Origin of the sequence: Rhodococcus jostii NBRC 16295 (genome assembly GCF_001894825.1) — a bacterium.
Classification (GTDB): Bacteria; Actinomycetota; Actinomycetes; order Mycobacteriales; family Mycobacteriaceae; genus Rhodococcus_F; species Rhodococcus_F jostii.
Genome location: NZ_BCWY01000002.1, coordinates 15,342 through 40,573, shown reverse-complemented (window position 1 = coordinate 40,573; position 25,232 = coordinate 15,342). Strand labels below are relative to the sequence as shown.

27 protein-coding genes are annotated in these 25,232 nt (G+C 68.1%); 20 read left to right on the top strand and 7 right to left on the bottom strand.

Translation table 11 applies throughout. From position 1 onward, the window contains the following. Positions 1-19: 19 nt before the first annotated feature. The gene (locus tag RJ1_RS01685; protein WP_073358164.1) at positions 20-853 is read right to left on the bottom strand and encodes an alpha/beta fold hydrolase; all 834 of its coding nucleotides are present in this window, start codon (positions 851-853) and stop codon (positions 20-22) included. Between the two features lie 226 nt (positions 854-1,079). Here RJ1_RS01685 and cspE point away from each other — a divergent pair, with 226 nt between their 5' ends. Beyond that, positions 1,080-1,283, top strand: coding sequence for a transcription antiterminator/RNA stability regulator CspE (gene cspE, locus RJ1_RS01680; protein WP_005244612.1), 204 nt, complete (start codon positions 1,080-1,082; stop codon positions 1,281-1,283). Positions 1,284-1,362: 79 nt separating this feature from the next. Here the strand turns inward: cspE and RJ1_RS01675 are convergent, their stop codons facing one another. Continuing rightward, positions 1,363-1,812 carry a hypothetical protein gene (locus RJ1_RS01675; protein ID WP_240319790.1) on the bottom strand — a complete coding sequence of 150 codons (450 nt, stop codon included), beginning with the start codon at positions 1,810-1,812 and terminating at the stop codon, positions 1,363-1,365. A gap of 108 nt (positions 1,813-1,920) precedes the next feature. On the opposite strand from RJ1_RS01675, the gene RJ1_RS01670 reads away from it, so the two are divergent. From RJ1_RS01670 to RJ1_RS01660, 3 genes are read left to right on the top strand one after another with little or no spacing between them, the layout of a single operon-like run. Next, on the top strand, positions 1,921-3,072 hold the full coding sequence (locus RJ1_RS01670) for an acyl-CoA dehydrogenase family protein (protein WP_083400523.1): 1,152 nt from the start codon (positions 1,921-1,923) through the stop codon (positions 3,070-3,072). Between the two features lie 15 nt (positions 3,073-3,087). Beyond that, positions 3,088-4,236 (top strand): CaiB/BaiF CoA transferase family protein, encoded by a 1,149-nt coding sequence (locus tag RJ1_RS01665; RefSeq protein ID WP_073358162.1) that lies wholly within the window; start codon positions 3,088-3,090, stop codon positions 4,234-4,236. Positions 4,237-4,272: 36 nt separating this feature from the next. Next, positions 4,273-4,935: an IclR family transcriptional regulator gene (locus tag RJ1_RS01660; protein ID WP_073358161.1), complete on the top strand. Its 663-nt coding sequence runs from the start codon at positions 4,273-4,275 to the stop codon at positions 4,933-4,935. Between the two features lie 9 nt (positions 4,936-4,944). Here RJ1_RS01660 and RJ1_RS01655 read toward each other — a convergent pair whose 3' ends face one another. After that, positions 4,945-5,835 (bottom strand): LysR family transcriptional regulator, encoded by an 891-nt coding sequence (locus RJ1_RS01655; protein ID WP_073358160.1) that lies wholly within the window; start codon positions 5,833-5,835, stop codon positions 4,945-4,947. Between the two features lie 180 nt (positions 5,836-6,015). Between RJ1_RS01655 and RJ1_RS01650 the strand changes: the two genes are divergently transcribed. Genes RJ1_RS01650 through RJ1_RS01640 form a run of 3 tightly spaced genes read left to right on the top strand, consistent with a single transcriptional unit; the run spans position 6,016 to position 9,114 of the window. After that, a complete protein-coding gene (locus RJ1_RS01650) occupies positions 6,016-7,497 on the top strand; it encodes a sodium:solute symporter family protein (RefSeq protein ID WP_073358159.1) in 1,482 nt (493 codons plus the stop codon). A 34-nt stretch (positions 7,498-7,531) separates the two neighbouring features. After that, the gene (locus RJ1_RS01645; RefSeq protein ID WP_073358158.1) at positions 7,532-8,158 is read left to right on the top strand and encodes a TetR/AcrR family transcriptional regulator; all 627 of its coding nucleotides are present in this window, start codon (positions 7,532-7,534) and stop codon (positions 8,156-8,158) included. Continuing rightward, positions 8,155-9,114, top strand: a complete 960-nt coding sequence (locus tag RJ1_RS01640; protein WP_073358157.1) for a C-terminal binding protein — start codon at positions 8,155-8,157, stop codon at positions 9,112-9,114. The genes RJ1_RS01645 and RJ1_RS01640 overlap by 4 nt, the downstream gene beginning before the upstream one ends. Positions 9,115-9,123: 9 nt before the next feature. On the opposite strand, the gene RJ1_RS01635 is transcribed toward RJ1_RS01640, so the two are convergent. Both RJ1_RS01635 and RJ1_RS01630 read right to left on the bottom strand, forming a co-directional pair. Further along, the gene (locus RJ1_RS01635; RefSeq protein WP_073358156.1) at positions 9,124-9,909 is read right to left on the bottom strand and encodes a class II aldolase/adducin family protein; all 786 of its coding nucleotides are present in this window, start codon (positions 9,907-9,909) and stop codon (positions 9,124-9,126) included. A gap of 169 nt (positions 9,910-10,078) precedes the next feature. After that, positions 10,079-10,663: a TetR/AcrR family transcriptional regulator gene (locus RJ1_RS01630; RefSeq protein ID WP_073358155.1), complete on the bottom strand. Its 585-nt coding sequence runs from the start codon at positions 10,661-10,663 to the stop codon at positions 10,079-10,081. A gap of 98 nt (positions 10,664-10,761) precedes the next feature. Between RJ1_RS01630 and RJ1_RS01625 the strand changes: the two genes are divergently transcribed. The 3 genes from RJ1_RS01625 to RJ1_RS01615 all read left to right on the top strand — a co-directional run bounded on the left by RJ1_RS01625 (position 10,762) and on the right by RJ1_RS01615 (position 14,367). Continuing rightward, entirely contained in the window at positions 10,762-12,159 is a 1,398-nt protein-coding gene (locus RJ1_RS01625) for a cytochrome P450 (RefSeq protein WP_073358154.1), read from the top strand. A gap of 80 nt (positions 12,160-12,239) precedes the next feature. After that, positions 12,240-13,781, top strand: a complete 1,542-nt coding sequence (locus RJ1_RS01620; protein WP_073358153.1) for an MFS transporter — start codon at positions 12,240-12,242, stop codon at positions 13,779-13,781. Then, positions 13,771-14,367 (top strand): acyl-CoA-like ligand-binding transcription factor, encoded by a 597-nt coding sequence (locus tag RJ1_RS01615; protein ID WP_073358152.1) that lies wholly within the window; start codon positions 13,771-13,773, stop codon positions 14,365-14,367. The genes RJ1_RS01620 and RJ1_RS01615 overlap by 11 nt, the downstream gene beginning before the upstream one ends. A 64-nt stretch (positions 14,368-14,431) precedes the next feature. On the opposite strand, the gene lhgD is transcribed toward RJ1_RS01615, so the two are convergent. Continuing rightward, positions 14,432-15,637 carry an L-2-hydroxyglutarate dehydrogenase gene (gene lhgD, locus RJ1_RS01610; RefSeq protein WP_073358151.1) on the bottom strand — a complete coding sequence of 402 codons (1,206 nt, stop codon included), beginning with the start codon at positions 15,635-15,637 and terminating at the stop codon, positions 14,432-14,434. A gap of 42 nt (positions 15,638-15,679) precedes the next feature. Between lhgD and RJ1_RS01605 the strand changes: the two genes are divergently transcribed. The 10 genes from RJ1_RS01605 (at position 15,680) to RJ1_RS01560 (ending at position 24,438) form a co-directional block, all read left to right on the top strand. Beyond that, the gene (locus RJ1_RS01605) at positions 15,680-15,952 is read left to right on the top strand and encodes a helix-turn-helix domain-containing protein (RefSeq protein ID WP_073358150.1); all 273 of its coding nucleotides are present in this window, start codon (positions 15,680-15,682) and stop codon (positions 15,950-15,952) included. Next, positions 15,949-16,602 (top strand): ATP-dependent Clp protease proteolytic subunit, encoded by a 654-nt coding sequence (locus tag RJ1_RS01600; protein ID WP_073358149.1) that lies wholly within the window; start codon positions 15,949-15,951, stop codon positions 16,600-16,602. Before RJ1_RS01605 ends, RJ1_RS01600 begins: the two co-directional genes overlap by 4 nt. Positions 16,603-16,747: 145 nt before the next feature. Continuing rightward, positions 16,748-19,054, top strand: coding sequence for a carbamoyltransferase HypF (hypF, locus tag RJ1_RS01595; RefSeq protein ID WP_073358148.1), 2,307 nt, complete (start codon positions 16,748-16,750; stop codon positions 19,052-19,054). Positions 19,055-19,098: 44 nt separating this feature from the next. After that, the gene (locus tag RJ1_RS01590) at positions 19,099-19,848 is read left to right on the top strand and encodes a HypC/HybG/HupF family hydrogenase formation chaperone (protein ID WP_073358147.1); all 750 of its coding nucleotides are present in this window, start codon (positions 19,099-19,101) and stop codon (positions 19,846-19,848) included. Next, a complete protein-coding gene (locus RJ1_RS01585) occupies positions 19,845-20,537 on the top strand; it encodes a D-sedoheptulose-7-phosphate isomerase (protein WP_073358146.1) in 693 nt (230 codons plus the stop codon). Before RJ1_RS01590 ends, RJ1_RS01585 begins: the two co-directional genes overlap by 4 nt. Continuing rightward, positions 20,534-21,634: a hydrogenase expression/formation protein HypE gene (hypE, locus tag RJ1_RS01580; protein WP_073358145.1), complete on the top strand. Its 1,101-nt coding sequence runs from the start codon at positions 20,534-20,536 to the stop codon at positions 21,632-21,634. The genes RJ1_RS01585 and hypE overlap by 4 nt, the downstream gene beginning before the upstream one ends. A gap of 25 nt (positions 21,635-21,659) precedes the next feature. Next, positions 21,660-21,932, top strand: a complete 273-nt coding sequence (locus RJ1_RS01575; RefSeq protein WP_005244643.1) for a HypC/HybG/HupF family hydrogenase formation chaperone — start codon at positions 21,660-21,662, stop codon at positions 21,930-21,932. Positions 21,933-21,957: 25 nt separating this feature from the next. Continuing rightward, positions 21,958-23,085 carry a hydrogenase formation protein HypD gene (gene hypD / locus RJ1_RS01570; protein WP_061697696.1) on the top strand — a complete coding sequence of 376 codons (1,128 nt, stop codon included), beginning with the start codon at positions 21,958-21,960 and terminating at the stop codon, positions 23,083-23,085. 24 nt (positions 23,086-23,109) lie between these two features. Beyond that, positions 23,110-23,901 carry a DUF6390 family protein gene (locus RJ1_RS01565; RefSeq protein WP_083400728.1) on the top strand — a complete coding sequence of 264 codons (792 nt, stop codon included), beginning with the start codon at positions 23,110-23,112 and terminating at the stop codon, positions 23,899-23,901. A gap of 36 nt (positions 23,902-23,937) precedes the next feature. Continuing rightward, a complete protein-coding gene (locus RJ1_RS01560; RefSeq protein WP_073358143.1) occupies positions 23,938-24,438 on the top strand; it encodes a hypothetical protein in 501 nt (166 codons plus the stop codon). A 17-nt stretch (positions 24,439-24,455) separates the two neighbouring features. On the opposite strand, the gene RJ1_RS01555 is transcribed toward RJ1_RS01560, so the two are convergent. After that, positions 24,456-25,223 (bottom strand): DeoR/GlpR family DNA-binding transcription regulator, encoded by a 768-nt coding sequence (locus RJ1_RS01555; RefSeq protein WP_073358142.1) that lies wholly within the window; start codon positions 25,221-25,223, stop codon positions 24,456-24,458. Positions 25,224-25,232: the final 9 nt, after the last annotated feature.

Sequence of the window (25,232 nt, the reverse complement as noted above, 5' to 3'; positions counted from 1 at the left end):
GTCGCCCACGACCGTCCGCTCAGCCCTCCCGCAGCACGGCGCGCAGACGAGGGGCGAACGAGGCCGGATCCTCGGCGAAACCGATGTGTCCGCCGGGGAACAGGGTGGGTTCGATGCCGAGTTCCGCGGCGAGCGCCCGTGAGGTGCGGTCGCAGAGCTGGCCGTCCGATTCCTCACCGAGGCCGACCAGCACACGGGTCGTCACCGAGCGCAGGGCGGCGACGTCCGGGCACCAGCGGGTGGTCGGGCGCAGCATGTGCGCATGCTGGAAGTACTCGTCCGCCTCCGTCTGCGCATCACGCTCGCCCGCGAACATCTGCTGAAACACCTCTTCGGGCAGGTGAATGTTCGCCAGGGCGAGAAACTTCCTCCACGCCCCTACGACGTCGCCGGAGAGGTGCGCGTCGATGATGTCGTCGGTCTTCACCCGCAGTTCCTCACGGTCGTCGAGCAACTCGTCCAGCGGCGGTTCGTGCGCGACCACGGTGTGCACGAGTTCGGGATGCGCCTGCACGAGTGCGAGCGCGCTGACGGCGCCGCCGCTGGAGCCGAAGACGGCGGCCGGTCCGGCGTCGAGGTGCGTCAGGATGCGGGCGAGGTCGTCGGCGCGCATCTCGGGGGTCGAATCCCGCTCGCGGTCGTCGACCGGGCTGCGGTGGATGCCCCGGGGATCCGTGGTGACCACCGTGTAGTCGGAGGCGAGCAGATCGGCCGCCGCTGCGAAGGAATCTGCGTCCATCGGGGCGCCCACGAGCACCACGAGGGGGCCTGCGCCGCGAACCTCGTAGTACAGGCTCGCACCGGGGACCTGCAGGGTTCCTGTGTTGGCGGTGGCGGTCGATATCGGGTTCATCGGGTCTCCTCGGGCTGTGATGTCGGGTCGAACGTAGGACCGCCGTCGACGGGCAGAATCATCGGTCGTGGGGGAAATTTCCTCCACAGACCGGGCCCGACGACCGATATCCGCAGGAATCGTGGGCGTTGCACTGGAAGCACGCGCGCCAGGATGCGAGGATGATATCCACGCGAACGGGATCTCGATGTGAGGTCCCGGGCGGCAACTGCAGGGAGTGAACGGTATGGCGCAGGGTGTTGTGAAGTGGTTCAACAGTGAGAAGGGCTTCGGGTTCATAGCGCCGGACGACGGCAGCGCGGACGTGTTCGTTCATTACTCCGAGATCTCGGGCAGCGGCTACAAGTCGCTGGAGGAGAACCAGCGGGTGGAGTTCGAGGTCGGACAGGGCCAGAAGGGCCCGCAGGCCCAGAATGTCCGGGCCGTCTGACCGACGCCCCGATGACACTGTGACGACGAGGTCGCACCCGAGGGGTGCGGCCTCGTTGTCGTAGTAGGCCTGCTCGGAACTACCTCGACAGGCCGAAACTTCCCACCTGGTTGCCGTTGACGTACACGGCCCCGCTGTAGGTCCCGTCTGCGTTGGGGGAAATCCTGTCGGTCAGGAACCCCAGTCCCGATGGGCTGTAATCGATGACGGTGTTTCCGTTCCCGTCCTGCGAGGTCGTGCCCGCGAGTCCGGTCAGGCCGAACGCGAAGTTGTTGACGACCGTGCCCTCCTGGAAGGTCTTCCCCTTCCAGATCACCTCACCTGCGGGTGCGGTGGTCGTTCCCTGATAGGTGCCGGACGGGATGGGTTCGCCTCCGGCCGTGCCCGCGCCGGCAAGTGCGCCGCCGACAGCGATGCCCGCGGCGACGAGTCCGCCTGTGATCACGCGCATTGTGCCGCCCTCTGCCGTGCCGGACGGGATGTGGAGTGCCCGTCCGTAGTCGAGTACCCGCTCCTTCGCTGTAGACACCCGGCCGCTCCTGGACAAATTCGGCGATCTCCTTCATAGTCGAGATGCCACTAAGTGGCATTGCTATTTCACTAGATGGCAATATTGCCTCTTTCGACAGGAGTTCCCGTGACCGATCAGCTGCTCGATGCCGCCGAGTTCCGCACCACGGTGCGCGCGTTCGCCAACCGCGAGATCCATCCCGGCGCGGCGTTCCGTGACGAGACGCGCGAGTTCCCGGCGGAGCTGGTGAAGCGACTGGGCGAGCAGGACCTCATGGGGATCTCGGTACCCGAGGAGTTCGGCGGACTGGGCCTGTCCACCAAGACGCAGCTGATCGCGATCGAGGAGGTGGCCCGCACCGACGCCGCCCTCGCCTCGATCTACACCGCGCACTACCTGGGGCTCGAGCCGATCCTCGTCGGCGGAACCGAGGAGCAGAAGTGTCGCTGGCTTCCCCGGCTCGCCTCCGGCGAACTGCTCGCCGGGTTCGCCCTCACCGAACCGGACGCCGGCTCCGACATCGCGTCCATGCGCACGACCGCGCGGCGCGAGGACGACGGGTGGCACCTGTCCGGCTCGAAGACGTACATCTCCAATGCCAAGGAGGCCGATCTGGTCGTCCTCTTCGCCAAGACCGATCCGTCCGCAGGCTTCCGCGGCATCACCGCGTTCGTCCTCCCCCGGAACACACCGGGCGTGAGTTACTCGGAGCCGCAGGACAAGCTCGGAATCCGGTCGGCACCCACCTACACCGTCTACCTCGACGACGTGGTGCTCCCCCACGACGCCGTGGTGGGAACCGAGGGTCGCGGCGGCAACATCGCGCTCACCGCCCTCAACCGCGCCCGCATCGACGTGGCCGCGATGGCCAACGGAATCGCGTTGCGTGCTTGGGAACTGGGCCGCTCCTACGCGGCGGAGCGCAAGCAGTTCGGCCACCCCATCGCCGAGTTCCAGGCGATCCAGCTGCTGCTGGGCGCGTGCGACGCGCAACTCGTGGCCTCCCGCGTCACCGCGGACTGGGCGGCGGACGTGAAGGACGCCGGGGCCGACCTGCGCCGCGCCGCGTCCGTGTCGAAGTACGTGGCCACCGAGGCCTGCTTCTCGATCGTCGACCAGACGGTGCAGATTCACGGCGGCGCCGGCTTCATGCGCGAATCCGAGATCGAACGCCTCTACCGCGACTGCCGGATCCTGCGGATCTTCGAGGGAACCTCGCAGATCCAGTTGCTCACCATCGCGTCCAACGCGCCCTCCCCGCGCTCCACCGACTTCTGAGAAGGGCCGACCGCCATGCCTACCCTGCCTCCCCTCGACGGCATCCGCGTCGTCGATCTCTCCCGCGTCCTGGCCGGACCGTACTGCACAGCTCTGCTCGCGGACGCCGGCGCCGACGTGATCAAGATCGAGCCCGCCGCCGGCGAGGACTCGCGGCACCTCGGACCGTTCCGCGACGGCGAGAGCATCTACTTCAACGTGCTCAACCGCGGAAAGCGCTCGCTGGCACTGAACCTCAAGGACGAGGCGGATCGGCAGGTGCTGTTCGATCTCCTCGACACGGCGGATGTTCTGGTCGAGAACTTCCGGCCCGGCGTGACCACCCGGCTCGGCATCGACTACGACGCCGTGCATGCCCGCAACCCCCGTCTCGTCTACGCGTCCATCTCCGGTTTCGGGCAGGACGGGCCGCTCGCGGGTTCGGCCGCTTACGACCTCGTGGTGCAGGCGATGTCCGGGATCATGAGCATCACGGGTTCACCCGAATCCGGGCCGACCCGGCTCGGCGAATCGTTCGGTGACCTCGTTGCCGGACTGTTCGCGGCGTGGGGCATCAGCTCCGCGCTGGTCGGCATCCGGGAATCGGGTGTGGGACAACATCTCGACGTCGCCATGTTCGACAGCATGCTGGCGATGCTCCCCACCGCGCACAGCCAGTTGCAGGCGTCCGGGGTGACGCCGGTGGGGGTGGGCAATCGCCATCCCGTCTCCACCCCGTTCGACACGTACCGGGCGTCGGACGGTCTGTTCGTCCTCGCCGTCGCGAGCCAGGCCGGGTTCGAGAAGCTGGCGCACACCATGGATCGTGCAGACCTGCTCGGCGACAACCGTTTCGCCGACGACACCTCCCGCACCGATCACGAACCGGCCATGCGCGCGGAGATCGAGATCTGGGCGAAGGACAAGACGGTGGCCGAGGTGGTCGCCGTGCTCGGTGCGGCCGGGCTGGCGAGCTCCGAGATCTGGAATGTCGAACAGGCGTTGTCGTCGGAGCAGAGCCGGCATCGCGGGCTGGTGGAGTCGTTCGATCATCCGGTCGCGGGAACCATCGACTACGTCCGGCAGCCGGTCGTGTTCGGCGACAGCGAGCGCCCCGGGGTCCGCCGCAGCCCGCTCCTCGACGAACACCGGCAACCCCTGCTGTCCGAGATCGGCTCACGGTAGATTCACGCCGACACCCGCGACCGTCAGGAGAGACCCATGGCCCCCGGAGATGTGACGCGCAGCGCGAGCCGCACCTTCGAACTGCTCGGCGCGATCACCGAGCAGGGCGGGCTGACCCTGGGCGACGCGGCCAAGGCTGCCGGTCTCGCGACGAGCACGGCGCTGCGCCTCATCCGCAGCATGGAGCAGAGCGAGTTCCTCGTCCGCGGCGACGACAACGTCTACCGGGCCGGGCCGCGGCTCCTGCAGATCGGTGCCCAGGCGATCAGCGACAACCAGTTGCTGTCCCGTGCCCGCCCGGCGATGGTCGCGATCGCGGAGGAGACCCGCGAATCCACCTACCTGTCGACCCACGGCCCGAAAGGCACGGCCCTGTATCTCGCACAGATCGAGGGCACCCACGCCATTCGGCACATGGGCTGGGTGGGCCAGACGGTGCCGCTGGTGGGCACGGCCGTCGGTGCCGCGCTGCGCGGCGACCTGCAGAGTGAGGGGTACGCGATCGCCCACGACACCATCGAGGACCACTCGACCGGTGTGGCGGCCCCGATCTACGACGCGGTGGGACGGATCGTGGGCGCCCTCAGCGTCGTCGGGCCGACTTTCCGCCTCGACGACGCCCTGTGCGCGCAGCACGGACTCGTCCTCGCCGAGCGCTGCCGTGCACTGTCGGCGGAACTGGGCTCCCCCACCGCCTGAGCAGCGAAGTCAGCTGCCCATGCTGGTCCGGACGAACTCGCGGAACGTGAGGACCATCGGTTCGCGGGCCCGACCACGCCGGTAGATCAGCGAGAACGGTGCCTGATAGCCGAACGACGCGGGCAGGATCGGACGCAGCCGGTTCCGGTCGACCCAGTACTCCGCGTAGTGCTCGGGCAGGTAGCCGATGTACGCGCCGGACAGCACGAGAATGAGCTGCGCCTCCATGTTCTCCACCGTCGCCGAGGGCTGGGGAAACCCCTGGCGGGCGAGTTCCTGCTCGGACCAGTAGCCGCGCGTCACCATCCGCTGTTGCGTGATGACTTCGGGCGGCACCCGCTTCCGGCCGAACAGCGGATGCTTGTCGCTGCAGTACAGCCAGTGCTGCTCGCGGTGCAGCGCCTGGGAGACGAGGCCGTTCATCGGTGAGGCGAACGCACCGACCGCGACGTCGATGCGATCGTCGAGCACCCCGACCTGCAGTTCGTGTGGGGTCTGGATCTTCAGGTCGAGGTAGACGGCGGGGTGGTCCTTACTGAAGACCCCGATCACGTCGGCGAGCGGCAGGGTGGCGTCGGTGACGGTGGAATCGAGAACCCCGATGGTGAGCGTTCCCCGCAGTTCACCCTGCAACGCGGCGCCGTAGCGTTCGAAACCCTCGAGTTCGCCGAGGATGCGCAAGCATTCCTTGTGGTAGAGCTCGCCCTTGCTGGTGAGGCCGAACCCGCCGCGGCCGCGGTGGCACAGCACGATGCCGAGGTGCCGTTCGAGCTGGCTCATGTAGGTACTGATCGCCGACGCCGACAGTCCGAGTTCCTGCTGTGCCGGCGCGAACCCCTGGTGGCGGACGACGGACGCGAAGATCTGGAGGAGTTTCAGATCGGGCAACGCGCTGCGCATCGCACTCCTCCGGCGGGTCGAAAACAGGGTGTGAGCTGGCTCGCACCGTTACTTCAGGATTTTCTGAAGTGATTATTTGTATCAAGTGATTTATTTCACGTCAATGTTCTCCTACGGTCTAAGCAACGGTCTGACGAGACCCGCACCGACCGATCCGCTAGGACCACGTGAGGACGCACCATGGACATCACCATCATCCTGATCTACCTGGGCGCGATGCTCGCGTTCGGCTGGTGGGGCAAACGGCGGGCGAGCAACTCCAGCGAGTACCTCGTCGCAGGCCGACGCCTCGGCGGATTCCTGTACACCAGCACCATGGCGGCCGTCGTCATCGGCGGCGCCTCCACCGTCGGCGGCGTCGGCCTCGGCTACAAGTACGGCATCTCCGGAATGTGGCTGGTCGTGTCGATCGCCGCGGGTGTGCTGCTGCTCAGCCTGCTCTTCGCCGCGCGGATCCAGCGACTGAAGGTCTACACCGTCTCCGGCATGCTCAAACTCCGCTACGGCATCGACGCCACCGGAGCATCAGGCCTCGTGATGATGGCGTACACCCTCATGCTCACCGTCACCTCGACGATCGCCTACGCCACCATCTTCAACGTCCTGTTCGGATTCGACCGGACCCTGTCGGTCGTCCTCGGCGGCCTCATCGTCGTCGCCTACTCCGCGATGGGCGGCATGTGGTCGATCACGCTCACCGACGTCGTGCAGTTCGTCATCAAGACCATCGGCGTCTTCGTCCTGCTTCTCCCGTTCACTTGGAGCAAGGCCGGCGGCTACGCCGGCATCAAGGAACGTGTGGGCGAGCAGGCACTCGGGCTCGGCACCATCGGCACCGGCACCATCATCACGTTCTTCGTCGTCTACACCCTCGGCATCCTCATCGGCCAGGACATCTGGCAGCGCGTGTTCACCGCGAAGTCGCCGGAGGTCGCACGCTGGGGCGGCATCACCGCCGGTATCTACTGCCTGCTGTACGGCGTCGCGGGCGCGCTGATCGGCCTGGCCGCGTCGGCCCTCATGCCCGACATCGGTTCGTCCGACGACGTGTACGCCGACGTCGCCGTGCACGTCCTGCCCGTCGGTCTCAGCGGCATCGTTCTCGCCGCCGCGGTCGCCGCGATGATGTCGACCGCGTCCGGCGCCCTGATCGCCACCGCCACGGTGGCCCGGCAGGACGTCCTGCCGCTGATCGCCCAGATCTTCGGCCGGACCCGGCCCGAACTCGACACGTCCGACCCGGAAGCCGACGTGCGCGGCAACCGCCTCTACGTGATCGTGATCGGCCTCGTCAGTATCGTGATCGCGGCACTCATCAACGACATCGTGTCCGCGCTGACCATCGCCTACGACATCCTGGTCGGCGGGCTCCTCGTCCCCATCCTCGGCGGACTGGTCTGGAAGCGCGCCACCGGAACGGCCGCCATGGCCGCGATGGCGGTGGGCACCGTGGCGACCATCGCGACGATGTTCGTCGTCGGCGACGTCATGGCCAACGAGCCCGTGTACGTCGGACTCGTCAGCGCACTGCTGGTGTTCGTGGCGACCAGCCTGTTCACCACACCAACCCCGGCGAACGTCATGTCGGTGTGGAATGCGCGGGTATCGGGAAAAGCCGAGGAGGAGGAAGAGCCGGAGCGGGCCCCGGCACCGATAGCCTGATTGGCGACAGCGCGTACTAACGGGAGGAAAGATCGTGCCGAAGATCGTCGACCACGACGAGCGGAGACTGGCGCTCGCCGACGCCGTTCTCGCGTTGATCGCCCGGGAGGGGATCTCCGCCGTCACCACGCGCGCGGTGGCGGAGGAGAGCGGGTGGTCGACCGGAGTGTTGAACCACTACTTCGGGTCCCGGCACGAACTGCTCCTCGCGGCGCTTCGCCGGGCCGGCGACATCCAGGGCGACCTGTATCGCGCGATCCTCGACGAGGAGGGCGCCGGCCCGATCGAGAAGCTACGGAACATCACCGCCAGCATCCTGCCGCTCGACGAACGCCGACTGGCGATGACCCGCGTGTTCCTGTTCTTCTACGCGGAGGGCGCGGCCGAGGAAACGGCGCGCGGTGAGATCGCCGCCTTCCTCGCCCGGTGGCGGGGCGTCGTGCGCGGGGCGGTCGTCGCCGCACAGCAGGACGGCACCGTCTCCGCCGACCTCGACGCGGACGCCGTCACCGTCGCACTGGTGGCACTGACCGACGGTCTTGCGTTGCAGGCCATCCTGGATCCCGTTGTCATGGACGCGATCAGCACCGGGGATGTGGCCGCCCGCTGCGTCGACGCCGCCGTGCGACGGACCACCGAGGACGCGGGGGCAGTCACGTGACCGACCGCGTCGTCGTCCTCGACGACTTCATACCCTCCCGAGAGCTGTCCGATTCGCTTGCCACCGAGGGCATCTCCGTCGAGGTGGTGCACCAGTCCGAGATCCCGTGCGGCCCCGGCATCATCGCGCTTCTCGTCGGACCGGAGATCACCGGGCTCGAGCCCCGGCACTTGTCGGACCTCCCGGACCTGCGACTGCTGTCGGCCACCTCCGCCGGATACGACCACCTGCCGGTGCCGGCGGCACGCGAACGCGGTCTGTGGGTGACGCGGGCCGTGGACTACTGCACCGAGGAGGTCGCGGACCACGCGCTCGCGCTCACCCTCGGCCTGCTCCGTTCCACCCATACCCTCGACAGGTCGGTGCACGCGGGCGGCTGGGACGTGACCGCCGCCCCGCCGCGGCGAATCGCGGGAACCGTGCTGGGCCTCTACGGTTTCGGCCGGACCGCCGCCGCTTTTGCCGAGCGGGCCCGGGCGGTGGGGATGACCGTGCTCGTCAGCGGCCGCGGTCTGAGCGACCGAGCCGGGGAACTGGCGGCCGAGGGCGTCGAGGTGGTCGGGTTCGAGGATCTGCTGCGCCGCTCCGACGTCCTGAGCCTGCACGTTCCCCTCACGTCCGAGACGCGGGGGCTGATCGACGCGCGCGCCCTGTCCGCGATGACCCGCGGCGCGTATCTGGTGAACGTCTCCCGCGGCGGTCTCGTCGACCACGACGCGCTGGGGGCAGCGCTGTGCGCCGGCCACCTGGCCGGGGCCGCCGTCGACGTGCTGCCGAACGAACCACCCGCACAGGATGATCCGGCCCTGACGATCCCCAACCTCGTGATCACACCGCACGCCGCGTGGTACTCACCGCAGGTCGCGCAGACACTGGCACGGCAGTCCGCGCACAACGTCGCGGCGGTCCTGACGGGCACATCCCCGGTGGGAGTCGTTGCCGCACCGGGGATGTGATCGCTTCCGTCAGTCCTTGTAGTCGGGGGCGGTCCGATCCAGCAACCGCAGCAGAGCCGCCCACGCCATCTCGTAGGCCTGATCGTCGGTGTAGTCGTCCGTGGCCGCCTCGCCGGCGAACTGCCGCGCGGTGCGCTCGGCGATCTCGGGCGAGGGCACCCGCAGTTCCCCCGACGCCTGGGCGGCGATCTGGATGTCGCAGGCCTTCTCCAGATAGAACATTCGCAGAAACGCCTCGGCGGGCGACTCGCCCACGGTGAGCAGTCCGTGATTGCGCAGGATCATCGCGGGGTGGTTCCCGAGGTCCTCGACCAGACGTTCCCGTTCGGCCATGTTGAGCGCGATGCCCTCGTAGTCGTGGTAGCCGACCCGGTTGTAGAACTCCATCGAGATCTGATTCAACGGCAGCAGTCCGTGCTCCTGCGCGGCGACCGCGCACCCGGCCTTCGTGTGCGTGTGCAGCACGCACTGCGCATCCGCCCGGGCCTCGTGGATCGCTCCGTGGATCACGAATCCCGCAGGGTTGACGCGGTATTCGGACGGTTCGACGAGTTCGCCGTCGAGTCCGATCTTCACCAGGTTGGAGGCGGTGATCTCCTCGAAGAGGAGGCCGTACGGGTTGATCAGGAAGTGATGTTCGGGTCCGGGAAGCCGAACCGAGACGTGCGTGAAGATCAGGTCGGTCATCTTGAAATGCGCCAGCAGGCGGTACACCGCCGCGAGTTCACGACGCAGTTCCGCCTCGGTCTTCACCGGCTCCGTCCGGTCCTGCGGCGTAACGGTGGGTGCACTCATGCGGGATCTCCTTGATCACAGAAGGGATTTCAGCTTAAATATATCAACTGATTTATTTCAGTGCTACCCTTTGACTACACGTCATCGACATTCACACCTTCGCCCGGACCGGGAGGCGGCAGCCGTGTCCGGCCCCCTCGGCTGTGGCCGACCGGTAACCGGGGGTGGCTCAGTCGAGCCGCCCACCCAGCATGCCCCGGAGCGAGCGGAGGCAGAGTTCACGTAGCTCGCTCTCCGCGATCGACGGGTGGTCGAGCCAGTCCATGCAGACGGCGCGGACGAAGGCGATCCATCCACGCACCGCGACGCCGACGAGTTCCCGCTCACTGTCGGGGGGATCGAGCGCGTCGACGATGCGCCGCTGCTGGGCGTCGAGTTCCCGCTCGACGATGGCCCGGATGTCGGCGTCGGCCGACAGCGCCCCGTGGTTGATGGCCCGGACGCCGTGCCGGTGTCCGGCGACGTGCTCGAAGTACGCGTCGAGGCCGGCCGCGACCTGTTCCTCGACGGGGAGTGTGGAGTCGGGTGCCGTCACCTCGAGCAACCTGTCGGATTCGCGTTCGACGATCGCGGCGAAGAAATCCCGCTTCGTCGGGAAGTAGTGGTACATCAAACCGCGCGACACCTCGGCGAGTTCCGCGACCTCCTCGATCCAGACGTCCTCGTACGGGCGGTCCGCGAACAGCCGCGCGCCGATGTCGAGCAGTTGCGCGCGGCGCTGCTCGGGAGCGAGGCGACGACGGGCGCTGGTCATGCCAGTCACGGTACTGCTTGACACCGGTTCAGTAAGGCGTACCTTGCGTACTAGACACCAATTCAGTAACGCAGCCCACATCGACACGGGGGTCGACAATGAGCGTCGGATCACTGCACACCACGGCGGAGGCGACCATCCCGCATCCTCGATGGCGGCTTCCCGTCGTCGGCGACGTCTTCGGGATCAGCATCCGCACTCCCCTGCAGAATTCGATGGAGATCGGCAGCAGGCTCGGGCCCATCTTCGAGCGCAACGTCCTCGGCAACCGGTTCGTGTTCGCGTCCGGTGCAGACATGGCGGCGGAACTCTCCGACGAATCCCGGTTCGCGAAGCACCTGGCGCCCGGCGTCGCGTCGCTGCGCGAGGTCGGCGGCGACGGACTGTTCACCGCGTACAACCACGAGCCGAACTGGAGCAAGGCGCACAACCTGCTCGCCCCGGCGTTCACGAAATCCGCGATGCGCTCGTATCACCGCACGATGCTGGATGTCGCGGGCGAACTGACGGAACACTGGGACCTCCGCGCGGACGGCACCCCCGTCGACGTGTCGTCCGACATGACGAAGCTGACGCTCGAGACCATCGGACGCACCGGCTTCAGTTACTCGTTCGACTCGTTCACCCGGGAGCGTCCGCACCCGTTCGTGCAGGCGATGGTCGGGGCGCTGAGCCATTCGCAGCGCACCACTTTCGTGAAGTCCTCGGCGCTCGGACGACTGCTGGCGCGACGGTCGGATCGCCGCAACGTCGCCAACCTGGAGCACATGGCCGAGGTCGTCGACGAGGTGATCCGCGCCCGCCGGGACAGCGCCGAGGCGGGCCCCGAGGACCTGCTCGAACTCATGCTGCGGGCTGCCCGGGAGGACGACCCCAACCGGATCGACGAGTTGAACATCCGCCACCAGGTGGTCACGTTCCTGGTGGCGGGACACGAGACCACTTCGGGCGCACTGTCGTTCGCCCTCTACTACCTGTCGCGGCACCCAGAGGTGCTCGCGAGGGCGCAGGCGGAGGTCGACGCCGTCTGGGGTGACGACGAACCGGCGTTCGAGCAGATCGCCAAGCTCCGCTACGTGCGCCGGGTGCTGGACGAATCGTTGCGGCTGTGGCCGACCGCTCCCGCGTACGGCAGGGAGGCGACCGTCGACACCACCCTCGTGGGCAAGTACCCGATGAAGGTCGGCGACTGGGTCCTCGTCCTCATCCCCGCCCTGCACCGCGACCCAGTGTGGGGCGAGAACCCCGAGGCGTTCGACCCCGACAATTTCCTGCCCGAGCGCATCCGGTCCCGTCCCGCGCACGTGTACAAGCCGTTCGGGACGGGCGAGCGCGCCTGCATCGGAAGACAGTTCGCTCTCCACGAGGCGGTGCTGGTTCTCGGGACGATCCTGCGCCGCTACGACATCGTGGGCGACCCCGACTACCGGTTGAAGGTCGCCGAACGGCTCACCCTCATGCCCGAGGGCTTCACCCTGCAGATGCGCCGGCGCTGACCCAGCAGTCCCAGCCCTTGACAGCCACAAAGTGAAAGCTACTATCAAAATATAGTAACTTCCTTTCGAGTGGAGCTGTCATGAGTGAAACGACGGTAATCGAGGTCGTCCCTCGCCGCTGGTGGGCGCTCGGAGCCCTGTCCGTGGCCATGCTGACCATCGGCCTCGACATCACGGTGCTGACGGTGGCGCTGCCGACGCTGGCAGTCGATCTCGGCGCGGACAACTCGCAACTGCAATGGTTCAGCTCGGCGTACACGCTGGTGCTCGCCGCAGCGCTCCTGCCGGCCGGGGCGCTCGGTGACCGCTACGGCCGCAAGAAACTGCTGCTCGGCGCCCTCGTTCTGTTCGGAATCGCGTCGCTGCTCTGCAGCTACGCGAGCACGTCGGGTCAGCTGATCGCCGGACGCACGCTGCTCGGGCTGGGAGCCGCCGTGATGATGCCGCTGTCGATGGCGGTGCTGCCCGTCCTGTTCCCCGACGCGGACGAACGGTCGCGGGCATTGACGATCTGGGTGACGTCGACCGCGATCGGCCTGCCCCTCGGGCCGATCCTCGGCGGCTGGCTGCTCGAGAACTTCTGGTGGGGATCGGTGTTCCTGATCAACGTGCCGCTCGTCGTCGTCGGCGCGATCGCCGTCGCGGCCCTGGTACCGGAATCGCGCAGCGAAGTGCGATCGACCACCGACTATCTCGGCGCCGCACTGTCTTCGCTCGGATTGCTCAGCCTCACTTACGGTTTCATCAAGTCCGGTCAGGACGGCTGGGGTGACGCACTGGCCTTGACGTCGATCGCGTCGGGCGTGGTGGTGCTCGGACTGTTCGCGATGTGGGAACGGCGGTCGGGTCACCCGCTGATCGACATGTCGTTGTTCGCCAGCCCCGGGTTCCGCTGGGGCACCATCTTCACTACCCTGGTCAACTTCGGGATGTTCGGGCTGTTCTTCACGGTGCCGCAGTACTTCCAGGCGGTGCTCGGGGTCGACGCGCTCGGTAGCGGCCTCCGTCTGCTGCCGTTGATCGGCGGACTGCTGGTCGGCACCCGGCTCTGCGATCAACTCCTTCGGCGGGCCGGGGCCCGGCCGGTCATCGTCATCGGGTTCGTCCTCCTCACGGCGGGTCTCGCGGCCGGCGCGCTGACCTCCGTCGATTCCGCGTACTGGTTCACGGCGGCGTGGATCGCACTCGTCGGCGCGGGAATGGGTTTCGTGATGCCGGCGGCGATGGGTGCGGCGCTGGGTGCGTTGTCGGCCGAACGTTCCGGTTCCGGCTCCGCCCTGATCCAGGCGCTGCGGCAGGCGGGCGGAACAATCGGGGTCGCGGTGCTGGGCACCGTCCTCGCCACCCGCTACCGGTCCGAACTGGGAGACCTGGACGTGGATCCGGTTCGCGACGGAGTCAACGCCGGGGTCGCGGTGGCCAAGACGACCGGCGACCCGTCGGTACTCGCGCACGTCCAGGCGTCGTTCGTGTCGGGGATGGGCCTCATGCTGTGGATCTGCGCGGGCATCTGCGCCGTCGCGGTCGTGCTCGCAGCACGATTCACACCCCGCGACACCCCGGCCGCCGAGCAGGATGGAGCCCAGGAACCGGATGAGTCAGAATCGGAACATGTCCATTGATGCTCGACCCGGCCTGCGGGAGCGGAAGAAGGCGCGCACCCGGCTGACGATCCGCTCCGAGGCGTTTCGGTTGTTCCGGGAGCAGGGCTACGCCGAGACGACGATCGAGCAGATCGCGGAGGCCGCCGACGTGTCGCCGAGCACGTTCTTCCGGTACTTCCCCACCAAGGAACAACTGGTCCTCGCCGACGACCTCGATCCGCTCATGATCGAGGCCATCGAGGCGCAACCGGCGGACGTCCCGCTGATCACCGCGTTCCGCAAGGCCGCCGAATCCGTGTTCGCCGGTCTGTCCGAGGCAGACATGGAGTTCGAGCAGAACCGTCAGGAACTGCTGTACTCGGTCCCGGAACTTCGACGCGCCCTCATGCAGGAGATGGTGCGCAGCCTCGACATGATCGCGGGCGTCATGGCACGCAGGGTCGGGCGCACCGCCGACGATTTCGAGGTCCGCGCGCTCGCCGGGGCGATCGTCGGCGTCGTCCTCGGAGTTGTCGATCAGCTTCCGGGGGATCTGCCCCTCGCCCTGCGCGCCATCGAATTCCTCGAGAACGGACTGCCGCTCGGTCGGGACGCCCCGTCGTAGACCTTCGCCCGATGTCACGGTGGTCTCCTTCGACTGCACCGGTGTGACATTGGGCGACGGGACGTCAGGCCGAAGAGCGGGCGAGCGCTTCCGTCACGACGTGTTCGGCGATGGCGAGGGACGATGTCGCACCCGGCGACGGCGCGTTCCGGACGTGGATCACGCGGTCGGTCCCGGTGATGACGAAGTCGTCCTCGAGGCTGCCGTCGGCGTTCATCGCCTGAGCGCGTATCCCGCGGGGCCCGCGGGTGACGTCGGACCGGCGCACGTCGGGCACGTACTTCTGCGCCTCCTTCACGAATTCGCCGGTGCTGAGGACGGTGCGGGCCTCGCGGACCGCCGCCGCCGTGTTCTGCACCGCGAAACGCCAGAATCCGGGGAACCCGACCGCCGCCATCACGTCCGACGCCGACCATCCCCGGCGGTCGTAGGCCTCCCGCCCGAAGGAGAGAAACGCGTTCGGGCCGAGCATGATCCGACCGTCGATCCGCTTGGTGAGGTGGACTCCGAGGAACGGGTACCGCGGGTCCGGCACCGGGTAGATCAGCCCCTTCACGAGTGAGGACCGCTCGGGTTCGAGCAGGAAGTAGTCGCCGAAGAAGGGCACCACCCGCGGTGAGCGCGGTTCACCCGACATCAGGGCGACCCGGTCGGACTGGAGTCCGGCACACGTGACCACCAGGTCGAAGACCTCGCTGCCGTGCCGGGTGGCGACCACCGTTTCCGCGGTCCGGCGGTACAGGCCCACCACCTCCCGGCCGAGGAGCACGCGTCCGCCCGCGGCGGCGATGTCCGCGGCGAGAGCCTCTGCGACCGCGACGTAGTCGATGATCGCGGTGTGCGGCGAATACACAGCGGCGACGCCCTGCGCGTGGGGTTCGATCTCGGGGATCTCCTCCCCCGGCAGCTTTCGGATACCGGGAACCCCGTTGGCGATCGCCCGCTCGTAGATGGCGTCCATCCGCGCGACTTCGGACGGGTCGCAGGCGACCACCACTTTGCCGCACTCCTCGTAAGCCACGCCCTTGTCCTCGGCGTACTGCTGCAGCAGCGTGACTCCGCGCCTGCAGAGGCGCGCCTTCAGGCTGTCCGGCGGGTAGTACAGGCCGGCGTGGACGACACCGCTGTTGTGGCCGGTCTGGTGGGCCGCGACCCGCGTCTCCTTCTCGAACAGGGTGACCTCGACGCCGTCCATACGGTGCAGGAGTTCCCGGGCGACCGCCAGACCGATGATGCCGCCACCGATGACGGCCGCACGAACCTTCGCCATGAGCACCCCTCCATATACCGTTTTCGAGATATCATCGATGGTATGTCGACCCCACCTCGACGCACGTCCTTTCCCGGATTGGAACACCTGTCCGATCGACGTCGAGCGCTGCTGGACGAGTTGGTCACCACTCGACGCGAGCGCGGTCTGACCCAGACGGAGATCGCCGCCCACATGGGCACCTCCCAGTCGGCCGTGGCACGACTCGAACGCGGCGACGTCGACCCCCGCCTGTCGACGCTCGAACGGTACGCGGACGCCGTGGGCCGGACGGTCGACTGGACGATCTCAGCGCACCGGGAGTCACCATCATGATCTGGCCACCACCCACACCACCGTCGGTCCCGCCGTTCCACACACCGTGGCAGCCGGATCCCCGGCAGCCGTGCGAACCCGTCCACGTCACCTCGATCAGCGCGCCGGGCACCGACTGGCTGGCCGAGCGGCTGTTCGACAAACGGATCGTGTCGCTGACCGGCCGACTCGACGAAGACGCCACCAACCGTGCGGCGGCGTCGCTGGCGTTGCTCGACGCCTCGGGCGACGGGGAGGTCCAGCTGTGGCTGCACGGGGTCGACGCCGACGTCGACGCGGCCGCCACGCTCCTCGACACGCTGGACCTGATGGGGGTGCCTCTGCACGTCCACTGCCGGGGTGACGTCCGGGGAATGGCGGTGACTCTGCTCGCGCCGGCCGACCGGCGCACGGCGGCGGCACATGCCGGCTTCCACCTGCGCGAACCGCAGACATCCTGCGCCGGCCCGGCGTCCGACATCGCGACGGCCGCCGAACATCACGAACAGCAACTGCGGCGACTGCAGCAGCGCATCGCCGACTCGTGCCGACAGCCCCTCGACGCGGTGATCGACGACATGCGCGGGCACCGGATCCTCACCGCGGACGAGGCGCGCGACTACGGGCTGATCGACACCGTCACGGGCGCGCGCTCCGCCGAAGGGGAGTAATCCGGCAGACGCACTCGCTTTCGGGTCGCGCGCACGAATTAGGGCGCAATGTCGAGTGCGCCAACCGAGAAAGGGTGCGTCTGTGGGGCGGGACGCCCATGGAGGGCTCTTGCGCCCCGCACCTCGACGGGGGGAACATCCGAGGATGACGGTCGAACGATCGCGCATCACGGTTCACGGGGTGGTGCAGGGGGTCGGCTTCCGCCCGTTCGTCGCGCGACTGGCCGAGAGTCTCGGCCTGCACGGTCACTGCGGCAACGACGACGTCAGCGTGTTCATCGAGATCGAAGGCAAACCGGCCGCGGTGTCGGAATTCGTGCGCAGGCTCCGGACGGATGCGCCGCCGATGGCGGTGATCGTCGACGCGACGGCCCAGCCGGTTCCGGTGCGCGGGGACGAGTCGTTCCGGATCATCGACAGCCGCCACGTTCCCGGCGCGCGGACGCTGGTGTCGCCGGACGTGGCGACGTGCGCCGACTGCCTGCGCGAACTGGCCGATCCGCAGGATCGCCGGTATCGGCATCCGTTCGTCAACTGCACCAACTGCGGGCCGCGGTTCACGGTAATCACCGACCTGCCCTACGACCGGCCCAACACGACGATGACCGAGTTCCCGCTGTGCGAGGCGTGCCTCGCCGAGTACCGGGATCCCGCGGACCGCCGGTTCCACGCCCAGCCGGTGTGCTGCCCGGACTGCGGTCCGCACCTGTTCGCCGAGATCGACGGGCGCCGGGTCGAGGGCGACGACGCCGTCCTCACCGCGGTGCAGGAGGCGCTGCGGGACGGCAGGGTCGTGGCGGTCAAGGGTCTCGGCGGGTACCACCTCGTGTGCGATGCCGCCGACGCCACCGCCGTCGCGACGCTCCGGGCGCGCAAGCACCGCCCGGACAAACCGTTCGCGGTGATGACGGCGGACCTGAACGCCGCCGCCGACCTGTGCGACATCTCCGCATCCGAGAGCGCGCTGCTGCAGCATCCCGCCAGACCGATCCTGCTGCTGCGCAAAAGAAATACGACGTCGGTCAGCGACGGAATCGCACCTGGGATCGACGACCTCGGCGTGATGCTCCCCTACACCCCGCTGCACCATCTCCTCTTCACCCGGACACCCGGCAGCGACGTCGACCCACCGCGAGTGCTGGTCATGACGTCCGGCAACCTCAGCGGCGAACCCCTGTGCTTCGACAACGACGACGCCCGCACCCGGCTGCGGGACATCGCCGACGTGTTCCTGATGCACGACCGCCGCATCGCGGTGCCCTGTGAGGATTCCGTGCTCGCGGTGGAGGACGAGACGGTGCTGCCGATCCGCCGCTCCCGCGGGTTCGCGCCCCTGCCGGTGGTGCTCCCCGCGCACGGCCCGGAGATCCTCGCGGTGGGCGCGGAAATCAAGAACACCTTCTGCCTGACCCGGCAGGACTACGCGTTCTGTTCGGCGCACCTCGGCGACATGGGCAGCCTGGAAAGTCAGCGCGCCTTCGAGACGTCGGTGCGGCAGTTGACGCATCTGCACGGCATCGCACCGGAGGCCGTGGTCGCCGACCGGCACCCCGGCTACTCGACGCATCACTGGGCCCGGCGCTACAGCGAGCGAACCGGCATCCCCCTGCTCACCGTGCAGCATCACCACGCGCACGTCGCGTCGTTGATGGCCGAGCACGGACTGGTCGGGACGACGGTGCTCGGTGTCGCGTTCGACGGGACCGGGTACGGCTGCGACACGACCGTGTGGGGCGGCGAACTCCTGCTCGTCGGCCCGGACATCCTCGACTCGAGGCGAGTCGGACACGTGCAGCCGTTTTCCCTGCCGGGTGGTGACGCCGCCGTCCGCAATCCGGTGCGGGTGGCGCTGGCCCTGCTGCACGAGTGCGGGATCACCGACGTCGACGGACTGCCGTGCGTGGCGGCGGTCCCGGCCGCGGAGCGTGCGGCCGTGGAGTCGCAACTCGTCTCGGGTCTCGGCTGTATCAGGACGACGAGCGCCGGCCGCCTGTTCGACGGGGTCGCCTCCCTGCTCGGGGTCCGGCACCGGATCACCTACGAGGCGCAGGCCGCCATCGAACTCGAGGCCCTCGCCCGGACCGCGCCGCACCCTGCCGCGCTGATCATGGAGGTGGAGAACGACCAGCTCAGGCTGTCCCGCCTGGTGTCCGGGTTGGTTGCCGGACTTCGCGACGGGATCCCACCGGCGGCGCTCGCGCTGAGCTTCCACCATGCCCTCGCGGCCGCGACCGCGACGCTCGTCGACCGGGTCGCCACCGCCACCGGCGCGACCACGATCGGACTGACCGGAGGAGTCTTCCAAAACCGTTTATTCCTCGCACTGGTGAGAGCACACTGGGAGAGCAGCGGTTATCGAGTCCTCACCCACCACCGGGTGCCTCCCAACGACGGAGGACTCTCCCTCGGCCAGGCGGTGATCGGTGCCGCGGCAACCATGCGCGGACCGTGACGTCGGCAGCCCCCGACCGGCCGGCGCGGGACGGGAGCTAGCGAATGACCACCACCGCAGAGGCGGGCGGGCACCTCGTAGACACGGACCTGTCTGCGGATCTGGCCGCCGCAGCGTTGTCACTCGCCCGCAGATTCCATGAGGGCGCCACGCTCTGGGTGATCTCACCGCAGTGGGAACCGCATGCCCATCACGTGGCCGTCGAGTTCGTCCATCCCGTGATCATGGGCAAACGGGCGTTGCCCTCGGTAGCGCTCGTCGAACCCGATCCGGTGGCACAGGCACGCGTGGCGAGCCGACCCGGCGACATCCTGCTGGCGGTGGCGTCGGCGAACGAGCCCGCCGTGGTCGATGCGATGCGCCGCGCGCCGGCCTGGGGCGCGATGACGCTGTGGATCGGGGCGGGCCCCCGACCACCGGCGGGCGCGGCGAACCACATTCTCTGGGTCGACTCGGACGACCCGATGGTCCCGGCCACGGGGCGGTTCGTGCTCATGTACCACCTGCTGTGGGAACTCACCCACGTCTGCTTCGAACATTCGGGGCTGCTGAAGCCCGACACCGAGGAGTGCGACGAAGCGGTCTGCGTCACGTGCAGCGACGAGGGCCGGCTGGGCGAGGTGGTGATCGAGCCCGCCGAACCCCTCGGTCCGGCCCTGGTCCGCACCGCCGCGGGCGAGGAGTGGGTGGACGTCAGCATTCTGGGCGACGTCCGGCCGAACGATCTCGTCCTGGTCCACGCGGGTGCGGCGATCACGCGACTCGACGACACGGGCGCGGAGGCGAACCGATGACCACACACGACTCGGAAAGCACCAGCTTCCTGTACCCGTTCATCGATGCGGAGGAGACCGACGCGCAGAGCCTCCTCGACGACCTCGCCGCCTCCGCCCGCGGGAAGGCCTCCGAAAGCGCGCGACTGCAGAAGGAGTCCCTCGACGAATACGGGGACGGCCTCACCGCGGCCGGGATCGACATGGCCGACAGGTTCCGCCGGGGCGGCCGCCTGTACACGTTCGGCAACGGCGGCAGTTCCACCGACGCCGCCACGCTGGCCTCGCTGTTCAGCCGTCCCGCCCGCGGGCGTCCGGTCGCCGCGTGGTCGCTGGCCGCCGATCAGGCCGTGGTGACGGCCCTGGGCAACGACGTGGGGTTCGATCTGATCTTCAAGCGGCAGATCATCGCCCATGCGCGGGACCGGGACGTCGCCATCGCGCTGTCGACGTCCGGCAACTCGGACGATCTGATGACCGCGCTCACCGAAGCGAAGCAGCGGGGTCTGCTCACCATCGGATTCGCCGGGCACGAGGGCGGCCGGATGGCGGCGATGGCGTCCGCCGGCGAACTCGACTTCTGCTACACCGTCCACTCGCAGAGCATCCACCGGATCCAGGAGAGCCACGCGATGCTCGGGTACCGGCTGTGGTCGGTGGCCCAGGAACACATGACGCGGCCCGCTCCCAACTCCGTGGAGGCTTCATGAGCACAACCGGACCGGCCACCTCGGCGGAACGCGAAGACCGCGTCCTCGAGCGGATCGACAAGTTCCGGCAACGCCGGCCCCGGCTGCTGGACGAGGTGGTGACACTCGCCCACGGTGCGGGCGGAAAGTCGTCGGCCGCGCTGGTGGACGCGGTATTCGTCGAGGCGTTCCGTAACGACGAGCTCGAGCAGCTCGGTGACGCGGCCGCGCTCACCATGCCCTCGGGTGAGCGGCTCGCGTTCTCCACGGACTCGTACGTGGTTCAGCCACTGCGTTTTCCCGGCGGTTCCATCGGGCACCTCGCGGTGCACGGAACCGTCAACGATCTCGCCGTGTCCGGCGCGCGCCCGCGGTGGTTGTCGGCGGCGTTCGTCATCGAGGAGGGTTTCCCGATCGCCGAACTGCGGGAGATCGTCGCCGACATGAGCGAGGCGGCCGTCCTGTCCGGCGTGCAGATCGTCACCGGCGACACCAAGGTCGTCGGCAAGGGCGCCGCCGACGGCGTCTACATCTCCACCGCCGGTGTCGGTGTCATCCCGGAGGGCAGACGGCTGTCACCCGACCTCGTGCGCGCGGGCGACAAGGTTCTGTTGTCGGGGACCATCGGCGAACACGGGATGGCGGTCATGCTCGCCCGCGGCGATCTGGCCATCGAAGCCGACATCGCCTCCGACACGGCGCCGCTGAATTCCCTGGTGGAGACGCTGTTGGAGGCGGCACCGTCGACACGGTGGATGCGGGACGCGACCCGCGGCGGCGTCGGCACCGTGTGCAACGAACTGGCCCACGCCTCGCAGCTCGCCGTGATCATCGACGAGCAGTCCCTGCCCATCGAGCCTCAGGTGCTGGGTGCCTGCGACATGCTCGGCATCGACCCGCTGTACGTCGCGAACGAGGGCAAGTTCGTCGCCATCGTCGCGGCGGAGGAGGCGGACGCGGCCGTCGCGGCGATGCGGGCCCACCCGCGGGGGGCCAATGCGACTGCGGTGGGCGAGATCCTGGCCCAACCGCCGGGGATCGTCGCACTGCGAACGTCGTTCGGCGGCAGCCGGATCGTCGACATGCTCGTCGGCGACCCGCTCCCCCGAATCTGCTGAGGAACGGCCCGAGAGGAGAACCACGATGTGTCTGGGGATACCCGGTCAGGTGGTCGACATCGTCGACGCCGAACAGCATCTGGCCAAGGTGGACGTCAACGGCGTCCAGAGAACGATCAGTGTGCGACTGCTCGCCGAAGAAGGTCTCGTCGTCGGTGACTGGGTGCTCGTACACGTCGGATTCGCGATGGCGAAGATCGACGAGATCGAGGCGCAGCTGACGTTGGATCAGGTGCAGAAGATGGGCGCCGACTACGTGAACGAGATCGACGCGTTCAACTCGTCCGAAATCGCGTGACTACAGCAAGAACGAGGTAACAGGGATGAAGTTCGTCGACGAATTCCGGGACCCGGCGGCGGCGCGCGCGCTGGTCAAGTCCATCACCGAACTGGCACGCGGCGACGAGTTCAAGTTCATGGAGGTGTGCGGCGGCCATACCCACACCATCTACCGTCACGGCATCGAGCATCTGCTTCCGGAATCGGTGGAGTTGGTGCACGGCCCCGGATGTCCGGTGTGCGTCATCCCGATGGGCCGGGTCGACGACGCCATGTGGCTCGCCGAGCAGCCCGGCGTCATCTTCACGACGTTCGGCGACATGATGCGGGTGCCCGGCTCCAAGGGCAATCTCATCGAGGCCAAGGCCCGGGGCGCGGATGTCCGCTTCGTGTATTCGCCGCTGGACGCGCTCAAGGTCGCCCTCGACAACCCGGACCGCCAGGTGGTGTTCTTCGCCGTCGGTTTCGAGACCACGGCCCCGTCGACCGCGGTGACGCTGGTGCGCGCGCGGGCGCTGGGCGTCACGAACTTCAGCGTGTTCTGCAATCACGTCACGATCGTTCCGCCGATCAAGGCGATCCTCGAATCCCCCGACCTGCGGTTGTCGGGTTTCCTCGGCCCGGGCCACGTGTCCACCGTGGTGGGGTTGCGCCCGTACCGGTTCGTGAACGAGGTGTACGGGAAACCGATGGTGGTCGCGGGCTTCGAGCCGCTCGACATCCTCGCGTCGGTGCACATGCTGCTCCAGCAGATCCGTGAGGGTCGCTGCGAGATCGAGAACCAGTACAAGCGGGTGGTCCGCGCTGAGGGCAACGTGCAGGCGCTGAAGCTGATGGCCGAGACGTTCGAACTGCGACCGCACTTCGAGTGGCGCGGGCTCGGTTTCATCTCGCACAGCGCGCTCAAGGTCCACCGCAATTACGCCGAGTTCGACGCCGAGGAGAAGTTCTCGATGCCGGGTGTGCGCGTCGCGGATCCGAAGGCCTGCCAGTGCGGCGAGGTCCTCAAAGGCGTCATCAAACCGTGGGAGTGCAAGGTGTTCGGCACGGCCTGCACACCGGAGACACCGATCGGCACGTGCATGGTCTCCCCCGAGGGTGCGTGCGCCGCGTACTACAACTTCGGCAGGCTGCACCGCGAGACGGCTCAATTGCTCGGTCAGCGAGGCTGACCGGTGATGTCGCGCGAACACAGGATGCCGTCCGGGCACCGTGTGTTCGCGCAGTACGCGCACGCCCCGAACGCCCTGGGCTACTGCGGCCCACCCGGTTCGGAGCGACTGCAGGCCGTCGCGTGTGGAGGCGCACCGGACACGGACGTGGTGGCGTTGGCGAAGCAGTTCAGCGGCGCCTGGCCGTACCAGGAGGTGATCGCCCGGCTCGCCGGAATCCCGGACCCTGTGGACGAGAGAGTCGTTCGGGCCTACTGGACCGCGGACGAGCTTTCCGACGGCATCGACCGCGCCGAGTTCGGGGCCGCACTGCTGGCCCGGCTGGCGCCGCAGGCCGGCCACTACTGGAAGCACCTCACCGCGGACCTGCTCGGGGAGGCATCGCCCACCCACAACTTTCACGTGTTCGGCGTGTATCCGTGGTCGCGGCTGCTGGGCACCGGAATGCCGCAGCCGTTGCAGGTCCTCGACTCGTGCCGCATTCGCTGGGGTGAGGTGGTCGGCATCGACGCCGATCGTGCCGTCGTCCGGTCCCGGCGACTGCACTGGGACGGAACCCGGCTGTCCCTCGGGCCGGAACAGGACGACCCGGCCGACTATCAGGTGCCCGAGGGGGCTTTCGTCGACGGTCTCGCGGTCGGCGATCACGTCGCGGTGCACTGGGACTTCGTGTGCGACCGCCTCGACCCGGAACGGGTCGGCAGGTTACGCAGACAGACGGAATGGCAACTTGCACAGACCAATCAGCGTCTGGCCGGGGAGGTGTCCTCGACCTCGCCGAAACGGACCGACGCGAACGTTTCCCAGTTACCATGACTACACCTCACAGCCTGTGGCCGGATCGGAGCCGACATGAAGAAGATTCTCAACTCGCTGTCCGAGGACGAGTACGTGCTGATCCGCGAAACCAAGAAGTCGCAGATGGCCGACCTCGACGAGGACAAGCTGATCAAGCTGCACACCCGCGTTCGCCGCGCCCGCAACAAGCACGTCACGCTGTACCGCCAGGAAGGCGCAGCGAAGGTCGAGGACAAGGGTGCGCGGGGGGCCGGTAAGGCGGCCAACGTACGCAACTCCGACAAGGCGGAAGTCTTCGAAGCGGCACTGAGCCGGGTGAGCCGCCAGTTGGCGACGGCGGCACGCGCCAGCGCTCGGGACTTGAAGGACGAACGACTCGCCCGCGCCCGCAGCGACTCCCCCTCCTTCAGCGAACTCGGCGACAGCGACGGCAAGGTCGCCTCGTCCGGCAAGGCACGCGTCGACGCCACCCGGAAGTCGTCCGGCCGCAAGAAGTTCGAGGCCTCCAGCATCGCCGCCGGTGCAAGACGGCAAGCCAAGAAGGACAAGAGGTAGGGCCCCGTCGTCCTGCGTCAGACCCGCACGACCCGCATCCCGGCGGCTTCGAAGGGTGCCGTCTCTCCGGGGACGGCCGAGTTGTCGGTGACGATCGTCGTTCCCGGCGGAATTGGCGCCCACGCGTGGAACGGACGCCGCCCGAGTTTGGCCGCGTGCGCCAGCACGTACACCTCGTCGGCGCGTTCGATCATGATCTCCTTGAGGCGGGTCTGTTCCAGTTCGGCCTCGCAGATGCCCAGATCCGCGGTGACGGCGTCGGCACCGAGAAACGCGCGGTCGAACGTGACGCGCTGCAGTGTGGCCTCGGCCAGCGGGCCGACGAACCCCTGGCTGAGGTGGCGGAGGGTGCCGCCGATGCACTCGACGCGCACGGAGTCTGCGTCGGCGAGCGATTCGAGGGCGGTGAGGCCGGCCGCGATGACGGTGACGTCCTCGATCTCGCGCAGGAACTCCCCCATCGCCCCCACAGTGGTGCCGGCGTCGAGAAGGATCGTCTCGCCCGGACGCACCTGGTTCGCGGCCCATTCCGCGATCGCCCGCTTCGCGTCGAATCCTTCGAGCGCACGCTGGCGGAGTGACGACTCCTGCTGGGGGTCGAGCGCAATCGCACCGCCGTAGGTTCGGGCGATCAGACCCTGGGACGTGAGCTGGCTCAGGTCGCGCCGGATGGTGGAGGCCGTGACGCCGAACTGCGCCGACAGGTCGTCGACACTGGCCAACCCGCTCGACCGGGCCAGTCGCACGATCTCGGATCGGCGTGCGTCCGACTCACGAACCGCCATGTTTCGTCC

Bases quoted from the DNA above. Each gene is read 5' to 3' on its own strand.
- RJ1_RS01685 (WP_073358164.1), bottom strand. From the start codon at position 853: ATGAACCCGATATCGACCGCCACCGCCAACACAGGAACCCTGCAGGTC.
- cspE (WP_005244612.1), top strand. From the start codon at position 1,080: ATGGCGCAGGGTGTTGTGAAGTGGTTCAACAGTGAGAAGGGCTTCGGG.
- RJ1_RS01665 (WP_073358162.1), top strand. From the start codon at position 3,088: ATGCCTACCCTGCCTCCCCTCGACGGCATCCGCGTCGTCGATCTCTCC.
- RJ1_RS01660 (WP_073358161.1), top strand. From the start codon at position 4,273: ATGGCCCCCGGAGATGTGACGCGCAGCGCGAGCCGCACCTTCGAACTG.
- RJ1_RS01655 (WP_073358160.1), bottom strand. From the start codon at position 5,835: ATGCGCAGCGCGTTGCCCGATCTGAAACTCCTCCAGATCTTCGCGTCC.
- RJ1_RS01650 (WP_073358159.1), top strand. From the start codon at position 6,016: ATGGACATCACCATCATCCTGATCTACCTGGGCGCGATGCTCGCGTTC.
- RJ1_RS01635 (WP_073358156.1), bottom strand. From the start codon at position 9,909: ATGAGTGCACCCACCGTTACGCCGCAGGACCGGACGGAGCCGGTGAAG.
- RJ1_RS01630 (WP_073358155.1), bottom strand. From the start codon at position 10,663: ATGACCAGCGCCCGTCGTCGCCTCGCTCCCGAGCAGCGCCGCGCGCAA.
- RJ1_RS01625 (WP_073358154.1), top strand. From the start codon at position 10,762: ATGAGCGTCGGATCACTGCACACCACGGCGGAGGCGACCATCCCGCAT.
- RJ1_RS01620 (WP_073358153.1), top strand. From the start codon at position 12,240: ATGAGTGAAACGACGGTAATCGAGGTCGTCCCTCGCCGCTGGTGGGCG.
- RJ1_RS01615 (WP_073358152.1), top strand. From the start codon at position 13,771: ATGTCCATTGATGCTCGACCCGGCCTGCGGGAGCGGAAGAAGGCGCGC.
- lhgD (WP_073358151.1), bottom strand. From the start codon at position 15,637: ATGGCGAAGGTTCGTGCGGCCGTCATCGGTGGCGGCATCATCGGTCTG.
- RJ1_RS01605 (WP_073358150.1), top strand. From the start codon at position 15,680: ATGTCGACCCCACCTCGACGCACGTCCTTTCCCGGATTGGAACACCTG.
- RJ1_RS01600 (WP_073358149.1), top strand. From the start codon at position 15,949: ATGATCTGGCCACCACCCACACCACCGTCGGTCCCGCCGTTCCACACA.
- hypF (WP_073358148.1), top strand. From the start codon at position 16,748: ATGACGGTCGAACGATCGCGCATCACGGTTCACGGGGTGGTGCAGGGG.
- RJ1_RS01590 (WP_073358147.1), top strand. From the start codon at position 19,099: ATGACCACCACCGCAGAGGCGGGCGGGCACCTCGTAGACACGGACCTG.
- RJ1_RS01585 (WP_073358146.1), top strand. From the start codon at position 19,845: ATGACCACACACGACTCGGAAAGCACCAGCTTCCTGTACCCGTTCATC.
- hypE (WP_073358145.1), top strand. From the start codon at position 20,534: ATGAGCACAACCGGACCGGCCACCTCGGCGGAACGCGAAGACCGCGTC.
- RJ1_RS01575 (WP_005244643.1), top strand. From the start codon at position 21,660: ATGTGTCTGGGGATACCCGGTCAGGTGGTCGACATCGTCGACGCCGAA.
- hypD (WP_061697696.1), top strand. From the start codon at position 21,958: ATGAAGTTCGTCGACGAATTCCGGGACCCGGCGGCGGCGCGCGCGCTG.
- RJ1_RS01565 (WP_083400728.1), top strand. From the start codon at position 23,110: ATGCCGTCCGGGCACCGTGTGTTCGCGCAGTACGCGCACGCCCCGAAC.
- RJ1_RS01560 (WP_073358143.1), top strand. From the start codon at position 23,938: ATGAAGAAGATTCTCAACTCGCTGTCCGAGGACGAGTACGTGCTGATC.
- RJ1_RS01555 (WP_073358142.1), bottom strand. From the start codon at position 25,223: ATGGCGGTTCGTGAGTCGGACGCACGCCGATCCGAGATCGTGCGACTG.